The organism is Lysinibacillus halotolerans, assembly GCF_003711845.1.
GTDB classification, from domain to species: domain Bacteria; phylum Bacillota; class Bacilli; order Bacillales_A; family Planococcaceae; genus Ureibacillus; species Ureibacillus halotolerans.
Genome location: NZ_RHLQ01000077.1, coordinates 1 through 9,055 on the forward strand (window position 1 = coordinate 1; position 9,055 = coordinate 9,055).

9 protein-coding genes are annotated in these 9,055 nt (G+C 31.2%); 4 read left to right on the top strand and 5 right to left on the bottom strand.

The features are described from left to right. The 4 genes from EC501_RS17560 to EC501_RS17575 all read left to right on the top strand — a co-directional run. Window positions 1-378: integrase core domain-containing protein (locus EC501_RS17560; RefSeq protein WP_148037841.1), on the top strand; the 378-nt coding region annotated here is incomplete at its 5' end. Between the two features lie 542 nt (window positions 379-920). After that, complete coding sequence (locus EC501_RS17565; RefSeq protein ID WP_122973640.1) at window positions 921-4,010, top strand: AAA domain-containing protein; 3,090 nt, start codon at window positions 921-923, stop codon at window positions 4,008-4,010. Between the two features lie 551 nt (window positions 4,011-4,561). Next, window positions 4,562-5,572, top strand: a complete 1,011-nt coding sequence (locus EC501_RS17570) for an amidase domain-containing protein (RefSeq protein WP_122973641.1) — start codon at window positions 4,562-4,564, stop codon at window positions 5,570-5,572. Window positions 5,573-5,826: 254 nt separating this feature from the next. Beyond that, a complete protein-coding gene (locus tag EC501_RS17575) occupies window positions 5,827-6,243 on the top strand; it encodes a hypothetical protein (RefSeq protein WP_122973642.1) in 417 nt (138 codons plus the stop codon). Window positions 6,244-6,518: 275 nt separating this feature from the next. Here EC501_RS17575 and EC501_RS17580 read toward each other — a convergent pair whose 3' ends face one another. The 5 genes from EC501_RS17580 to EC501_RS17600 all read right to left on the bottom strand — a co-directional run bounded on the left by EC501_RS17580 (window position 6,519) and on the right by EC501_RS17600 (window position 8,901). Beyond that, window positions 6,519-6,758, bottom strand: a complete 240-nt coding sequence (locus EC501_RS17580; RefSeq protein ID WP_122973643.1) for a hypothetical protein — start codon at window positions 6,756-6,758, stop codon at window positions 6,519-6,521. A gap of 21 nt (window positions 6,759-6,779) precedes the next feature. After that, window positions 6,780-6,935, bottom strand: coding sequence for a TNT domain-containing protein (locus EC501_RS17585; protein ID WP_122973644.1), 156 nt, complete (start codon window positions 6,933-6,935; stop codon window positions 6,780-6,782). After that, a complete protein-coding gene (locus EC501_RS17590; protein ID WP_122973645.1) occupies window positions 6,923-7,168 on the bottom strand; it encodes a hypothetical protein in 246 nt (81 codons plus the stop codon). Before EC501_RS17590 ends, EC501_RS17585 begins: the two co-directional genes overlap by 13 nt. A gap of 477 nt (window positions 7,169-7,645) precedes the next feature. Further along, window positions 7,646-7,930, bottom strand: a complete 285-nt coding sequence (locus EC501_RS17595) for a hypothetical protein (RefSeq protein ID WP_122973646.1) — start codon at window positions 7,928-7,930, stop codon at window positions 7,646-7,648. A gap of 719 nt (window positions 7,931-8,649) precedes the next feature. Continuing rightward, window positions 8,650-8,901 (bottom strand): hypothetical protein, encoded by a 252-nt coding sequence (locus EC501_RS17600; RefSeq protein WP_122973647.1) that lies wholly within the window; start codon window positions 8,899-8,901, stop codon window positions 8,650-8,652. Window positions 8,902-9,055 lie beyond the last annotated feature (154 nt).

Here is a 9,055-nt window from a genome sequence, read left to right on the forward strand (position 1 = left end):
TCTACGAGTCTAAAGATGGATATTGTCAGCCGTACATTAAAAAAGTTAGAAGAATTTATAAATGATAACCTACATCCAGAGGCGATGATACATTCCGATCAAGGCTTTCATTATACACACCCTGATTTCCAACAGCGTGTGAAAGAAATGGGTCTCCTTCAATCCATGTCACGACGAGGAAACTGCCTCGATAACGCACCGATGGAATCATTCTTCGGGCACTTTAAAGATGAAGTTGATTACAAAGAAGCTGAGAGCTTAAAAGATTTGAAATACATAGTAGAAAATTATATGGATTACTACAATACTGCAAGAAAACAATGGACATTAAAGAAGATGACTCCGGTAGCATACCGAAGCCATTTAATCGCCGCTTAAAATAGGTGGCGAACTCCCTTTTAATTAAACTGTCTACTTTATAGGGTTCAGTTCAATGAAGTGCAAGGTCCTTTTTTATTTGTAAATTTTACAAACGTGCCACATAGGTAGGCTACTCATTTAGATATCAAATATAAGTGAGGGTAAAATTACCCAAATGTGACAAATATATTTATAGACTTTTGGTAGTTAGATAAATAATTTTTTGCAGAATATGGCAAAATTGCTCCAGTTACTGATAAGTAAATGATATTCAACACAACAATCAAGTATATAATTTCACTTGGAAATAAAATAGTATAATAGTAATATTTGATTGGGGGTAAATTTCAGCACAAAAGAACAAAATACATACCGATTATGAAGGTTAAATTTCTCTTTAGGATGGTCATATTGTAGGGTGATGTTCTAGGTGTTTAGATGGGTATAGACGCAGCGGATATCTTAGAATTATTTCGCCCTTCTTGTGGTTAAGGTGCATCCGTTGGAACAATTTCAACGTATAATATCAAATTTTTTATATGTATGTTTGGAGGTAGAACGTGAATAAAAGGGAAGATATTTTAAATGCTTGGATTACAATAGAGCAGTTATCGGAAGGTTCTATTAATAAAAAAGAAAAATCGTTAAAGTCTTTACATACTAACGAAGATAATTGGAAGATGTTCTTTTTAGATTTTATAACTAATCAAAAGGAACAAAAAAATATTTCGGATAAGGTCTTTAAAAAATCAGGCTTAGTATTATATTTTGGTATTTTTGATTTTCAAGAAGTGGTTGATATATTGAGAGAGAAGTACTTGATTGCTAAAACTTATGAAGAAGTCAGTAATTCTGAAAAGTTCACCTTTGCATTATATTTTGATAATCAACTAAATTTTATAGCCGATAAATTATTTTTAACAATGAGTGGTTATATACGCGAACATGGTAATTTACCCGAAGATTTTATAAAAGTTGAAAATTTATTTAGAGAAGAGCTAAACCGGAAATTTGATGAGGATTTTAATACTACAATTACTGACCTTATACAAAAGTATAATGTTAAAGTCGAAAACTTTCGCTATAAATTCGTGCAAAATTTGGATAATGAAGATATAAATCTACATTCGTTCTTTATTGAAGATCTAAAAAAAGCAAAGATACTTAATAATGAAAATTTGAATCGATATTTTAATGGGTTTGCTGGGTATAGGAAAAATTTAGACAGCAAGAAAGAGTCAGAACATTTCAATGTAGAAATTTTCGAGGAAATTTTACAACCCAAAAATTATCCGTTAGGACGTTTCCCAAGTAACCCTGAATATCCACTTTCATTCATGCAACAGGTTGCAGTAAATCTAGCATTAAACGATGAAAATGATATTCGTAGTGTCAACGGTCCACCGGGAACAGGTAAGACAACCTTATTAAAGGATATTTTTGCTGATTTAGTAGTACAACAGGCACTAGAAATTTCGCAACTTTCCAATAAAAAGATTCAAGGCAGTTTAGTTTACTGGCGTAATGCAAAACTTGGCGTTTTACCACAAGCCATTTCAGATAAAAATATTATTGTGGCAAGTTCAAATAATGGGGCAGTTCAAAATATTGTTAATGAGTTACCTAAAACAGAAAAAATTTATGAAAATTTTCAAAACCAACTAGTGGAAGCGAATTATTTCAAAGAGATTTCTAATTCAAAATTAATTGGTGAAGGATTCGGAGAAAATCGTAACATAAAAAGGGAGCTGTTAAATGAGGAAAATTGGGGCATTTTCTCGATAGAAGGTGGAGCATCAATAAATATTAATAAATTAATTTTAAACATTGAAGCAATTGAAAAAGATTTAGAAGAAAATTATCAATCAAATCCGGATGTATATCGGGAATTCTCACGACTATATAATGAATTGAAAATTCAAAGAGACAAAGTGCAAGAATATAGCGAAAAAATATATTATCTTCGTAAACTAAAAGCCAAGCAAAAAGAGCAAATTAGTGAATTTGAAAAAGAAGAAAAGAAAAAAAGAACAGATTTAATTATACAGGAAAAAGAGGCTAAAGCTGAAATTGAAAGTCTGAAACAAAAAAGCATAAATATACAAAGCTCTTTATCAAACGCTTCTATTGAACTTGAAAATTTAACTAATGAACAAGCTCAAGCTGAAAGGAATTTTAATGTAGTTACTTCACAAAAGCCGAGTTTTCTATGGTTTCAGAAAATATTTAATAAATCAAAAGTTGAACAGTATTTTATGGATCTTAATAGTGCGAATAAACACTTAAATCATCTTACTCAACAAAAAAGTAAAGTGTTGAATGACTGTACTCATTTTGATAACGAGCTAAAGATAATTGCTGATAAGATTGAGCATATACAAAAACAATATCAGGACAGAATGTCTGTCTTCAATCAATGGTTGACTACTCGGAATAATGAATTGAGAAAATTAGAAGAGGAAATTGAATCACTGGAAAAAATCAAATCACAAACAGGAATAAAGGAGATAGATTTTTCACTTTCATATGAGGAACTTCAATTATCTAATCCTTGGTTTACAAAGGAGTATCGTATTTTACAATCAGAGTTATTCATTTCAGCTTTAAAAGTTAGAAAGCAATTCCTTTATGAAAACAGAAAAAATATAAAAGCGGCAAGGATTATTTGGAATAAACAATCTGAATACATTGCGAAAGAGAATGGACATCAATTAATTTTAGAATCATGGCAATGGCTGAACTTCACTGTTCCTGTTGTCAGTACTACTTTTGCTAGTTTTGGTCGAATGTTTAAAAACCTTAAAGAAAATTCGCTGGGGAATCTATTCATAGATGAGGCTGGACAAGCACTACCACAAGCTAGTGTAGGTGCAATTTTTAGAAGTAAAAAAGTTATGGTTGTAGGGGATCCCTCACAAATAAGACCAGTATTATCGTTAGATTCTAAAGTTCTAAACTTAATTGGAAAACAATATAAAGTAGATGAAAAATTTGTTTCTGCTGATGCATCTACTCAAACAATTGTAGATGATACTAGTCAGTTTGGTTACCGAAAAAATGATGAGGAGTGGATTGGTATTCCACTTTGGGTACATAGACGTTCAAATTATCCTATGTTCACAATTTCAAATGAAATATCTTATGGCGGCTTAATGGTACAAGGTAAAGAAAAAGATAAAGCACAAGGAAAGTCACTGTGGTTAGATTCCATGGGAAAGGCAAATGACAAATTTGTTAAAGAACAAGCTGATTTATTAAAAAAACTAATTGTTATACGATTAAACGAAAATCCAGATTTAGCAAACGAAATCTATGTAATATCCCCATTTAAAAATGTCGCTTCTAAACTTGCAGGAGTTTTAGATAAAATAAACTTTACTAAACGAGAAAATGGGAAGCCAACAAATGTTGGAACTGTTCATACTTTTCAAGGGAAAGAAGCAAAAATTGTCTATTTTGTCCTTGGAGCAGATTCTAATAGCAGTGGGGCGGCAAAATGGGCTGTTTCTGATCCAAATATAATGAATGTTGCGGCTACACGAGCTAAAGAAGAATTTTTTATTATTGGCGATAAAAAATTGTATGTATCACTTGGTAGCGCAGTAGCAAATAAGACGATTTCTATTATTAATGACTATAATGCGTATTAAAAACCCCCATATAAAATGACTTAACTTTAAATAGAGATTACGAATTAGCTCTGAAAGTTATTTAAATAAAGAATCCAGACGTAGAGTGCAATAATAGTTTAATTTGCAAACAACAAAGTATGCTTTTTCGGGATTCTAACCGCTTTTATGGGTGTTGTTACTTTACCATTGCAGCCCTGGTAAATGTAGTGCTTTGAGTTTTGTAAAAAAAAATCGGCTGGCTGTTGGGCAAGAAAGAGAAGCGAGTCGCAACCTAACCATCCATATTCTATTTACTACTTTCAGGAAGGATAGATGGGTAGGAGTTATTTTTATATTCGATTTCTTTTATTCTCTCAGTTTAAACCAACATTTAACAAAGGAGCTTTTTTCTAGACATAATTAGAGCAAAAAAATATTAATATTAATATTTAATAAAAGGAAATTATCTTTTTTCAATAAAAAAGAATAGTAAGTACTATTCCCATAATATGGATTTTTTGTATTGTCTTACAAAGAGAGAGTGTTATGTATTAATAAAATTTTAAAGATAATTGAAAGGGGAAAAAATTATGAAAAAAATTACCTCACTAGTATTTGCTTTAACAATTTTATTAACAGGACTTACACTAATATTCGGTACTAATGCAGACGCAAATACTATTAGCGTTAAGGAACGTAGCGACTATTCTTTAAAAGAAGCAGAGTTACTATTTATCGACTTCTTAAAAAACAAAAATTTAAATAGTGAAGTAGGTTCAGAGGAATTTACTAAATATGCAATTGAGCAATTTTACTCTGAATCTATGGATGCTGATTTACTTAAAAGTCCTTATTATGGGGTGTTAATGGCCTATATATCTGAGTACGTATACGCTTATGAAACAACTATAAAAAACACCGACAATGCTAATTTTATTAATGATACAAAAGATGTAGAAATCAAAGCTGAACTAAACCAAAAATTAGCTATTCAAAAAGAGAAGACAATCGGAGAAGTAGAACGGGAGATTGCTGCTGAAGAAGCCATTGCAGAAGCTACTAAAACTAAAAATTCAGCAGCATTAGCTAGCGGTACATATAACGTTACTGCTGCAAAAGCTTATGCAAAAAAATGGTGGAACGGTAGAAATCCGAATTATGAATCGTACTCTTTAGATTGTACAAATTTCACATCTCAAATACTAAGAGCTGGTGGCAAAAATATGAAACAACCTAGAACAATTACACCTATTGTCAACAGTGATACAAATTATTGGTATTACACAACAGTTTCTCGAGTAGGAGTTCCAGTAGATGTAAGATCATCATCCTGGAGTGTTGTTTCAGATTTTTATGCATACTGGAATAAAACTCAACCTACAAAAGCAAGTACAAGTAAATCACAACTTGTTACTTATGCAGATGTAGGAGATATGATTCAGTTTATGAAAAAAGATGCAACTCGTTATAGTCATACTATGTTCGTGTACAAAAAAGGGAATAGTACATTATATTTATCGGGCCATACTGACAACTACTTAGAAAGAAATTTTTACGATATTAGTTCTATATGGGTAAAATATAGAGTAATTAAATTCTAATTTAATTTGGTTAAAAGTAGGTGTAGATAATTCTATACCTACTTTTATAATTTTGTAGAGAAGTTATAAAATTTCCATATCACTCATTTTTTATTAGTGTACTAATAACTTTTACTATAGAATTAATCATAAGGAAGTCTTTTTCTTAATGAATTAAAATAACTTTATTCTATATAGAAAGGGTACTTCCTTTTCTATTTAGTTTTATTAATACAAAACATCTTATACTCCCAACTGAAAGAAGGTAGAAAAATATGAAAAAATCGTACCTTATAGTAATGCTGTTAATAATTCTATTAGGAATAATTTATTTTACCTTTTCAACTTCAAGTATGAAAGGGGCTTCAGACAATGGTACGTGGGAAGTAGTTTATAAAAAAGTAAAAGAAATTGAAGCGGGAGGGGCATGGAAAGTATCTGTCACACAAGTAGATGAAAAAGAAGTAAATGTGAAGAAGCTTGAATTTCTAGAAAATGATAAAGTGATATCTGAGAGAAATGAATTCTACGAAGGAAGAGATATTGATGGTACCGAATACTCTTTACATCCTTTTTCTTTCCCCGATTTATATTATGGAGATGCACCCAAAAAAGGCTTTACTTATTTCGTCATTATTATATGGGAAGATGAACAGGGCAAAACTCATAAGGACAAAATAGAATTAAAATAAATGAATATAAAAAACAAGGGCTAAAAACCCTTGTTTTTTATATGTACACCTAACATTCGCATGAACTATAGGGGGAGGGAAAATCCCGAACCGATGAGGAGATAATCAATTAATTGATGTAATTTATATAGACAAAATTCCAATCCGAAAGGCGAAATTGTGAATTACTAGAGGTTTAAATTTAATAAGACTCGAAACTATGATTTTAATTATTAAATAACAGATTGTTTATTACCTATAAGAATATTCGGAAAGGTTTCGAAAAAAGGTTATAATTAATTGTGTAAATTTCCCAAAAGTTTGAAAACTGTTTTATAAAAATAATTGCAGGCTTTATCTTCAGAGTCGAACTTTTTAATCTGTGATTTAATACTACGTTCACTATAGTATACCTCCCAAATTTCACCATCACTATTCAAACATAAAGCTTCATTAGGTAATCCTCCATTTAAAGCGTATAAATCTTTGGGAACATTAGCATCAATTAAGCACTGTTGCAATTCTTCTCTTTTCATATTATTTCTCAATCCTTCTAATTATATTTTGATAACTGAATGGTTAAACTCATACTGTGTACCAAGAATCGGTTCGTCAAACCAAGGAGCAATTTTTCCGGCCTGTACTTCTATTGGCCTTTTTACAACATAAACTTGATACAGTTTTAAATAGGTTTCTGGAACTAATACTCGCATTTCATAAGGAACATCATATTTATATTTTCTACTTTATCTACAGCTTTTACAATGTCTTTTGAATTATCGACTACATCCATCGTCACTTTTGCAGCTTTTAGCGGTTTGCCTATTGGTAACATGAAAGCATCGGCAATTGTTTTCTCCGAAAGAGAAGCGTTTGGGTCAAAAGAGTCTATGTCACCAAAAAAGAAATCATATGATATGCTGCATCCCCTATGGAGCAAGTCCATCAGATGTTCCTATTCCTCCCAATACTTGACTTTGACCTTCAGATGTAAATAAATATTCAAAGGCATTTGGATCAACAGCTCTATTTATATTAAATTGTGTTTATTCTTCCTTATTGAGAGCATTCACCTACTGGTGCACATTGATAAGAAATCCTATACATTTAAATTTAGCGTAACGAAGAGGGGAATATCATGAAAGTTATCAGCTATATAATCGTGAATGTAACAGGAGAGAGGAAAGTAATACATTCGACATTAGGTAGAGCCTCAAAAAGAAACCTTGAAAACCTCGATAGAGGCTTTGCCATTCAAGGTGTATGAAGGCAAAATTAAAAAGACCAAAGCCCGGTAGAATACCGAACTCAGGTCCTTGAAGTAGTTTAATTACATATGTCTATATTTCTTGGCCAGATCAAATAGAATCTAGTTCTTTATTGCAAACTATATAAAGTCATCCATTTATTTTAGGGATAGTTATTATAGTTTTTTATATACCTCATATAAATCTAATAATTGCTTTCCAAGTTCACTATTAAAATCCCACGAGTCAGCAATAGCTCTTGGATATGAAGGGATATGACTTTTGCTTTTAATCATTAGTTCTATATCTTTATAAAAGTTTTCAAGTTGACTTATCGTCCCATCTTTACCTTGACCTAATTTAAGAGCTTTTATTTCACGCTCTATCATAATTTTTACCTTTTCAGCTTCCTTAATAAAGTTTACGGTTTTATTAGGCTGTCTAGGTTCGTTATATTCCATTGTATTACGACCCCTATATATTGAGCTCTTATTTATAAACTGCGGACCTGCTTTTCCTTTAATTATAATTGTGTCTAGTTTAACCTCATTGTTGAATACCTGTCATTCTGTTCAAATCTGGTGGGGGAGCCAAGTTATTTCTATTAACTTATGGTGAGATTGTTTCAAACAAATATCTTCCTTTTTATAAGCATTAATATTACCATTAAATCTTAACCCATAAGTATTTGAACCTGCAATTTCAAGTCTAGAGGTAGTAATTTTAAATTACTCTAATGTATTCTTTCTAATTTGGCGTGGTACTCCTTGTGATTTTAAGTATTCAGATTGCTTTACTCCAATGTAATGATTGAGACTCTTTTCTTTATCTATCGGCTTCTTCTCAAGACCCTTTATATATTCACATTCACCTAGTTGTTTTACTTCTAAATCAGAGATTGTTTTATCTTGAATATCTTTCGTTTTATCTACAGATTTCCTTCATTCATTTTCTCGTGTACAAGTGTATTTCCTTATTTATCATTTACGAGCTTTGTCAATCTCGTGTGCAAATATAAGTTAAGTAATAAGTGTGATCGTTTATTTAGATGTCTCTTCAACCAATCTAGTATGTCTGCATACCACCATGAGTTATTGATTCAAATATGATCCTTTTTTAATACATAAGTTAATAAAAAAACTTGAAAGGCTCCTATCCATCAAATTTTTATTCGTAGCTACTATGATTCAAAAGCTGTTTTTTCTGGAAATATGCTGCCTTCTCTTACAAGGCAAACTGTCAATCTTTGAGCAGCTCGATCAAAATAAAACTTAGAGGGAATATTTTGATCGGGTAAACTTTCTAACTCTGAAAACTTCCTGGTTATTTTATTTAACTCAATTTTACCCATAATCTCTTCATTTGGTCCAAATTTGTAAACTACAGTTTCATCATCTTCATATTCCTTTAATAATAATACATACGAAGCCATTTTTACTCCTCCTCTGGTGTATACCATGGACGCCTGTATTTCGCAAGTAAAAATTGAGCCATTTATTAATTAAAAACTGATCCACTTAAACCGAACTATTTTCTAGCCATTCTTTTGTATCTAATATTCGATAAGATGGTCCAACCATGTCTAT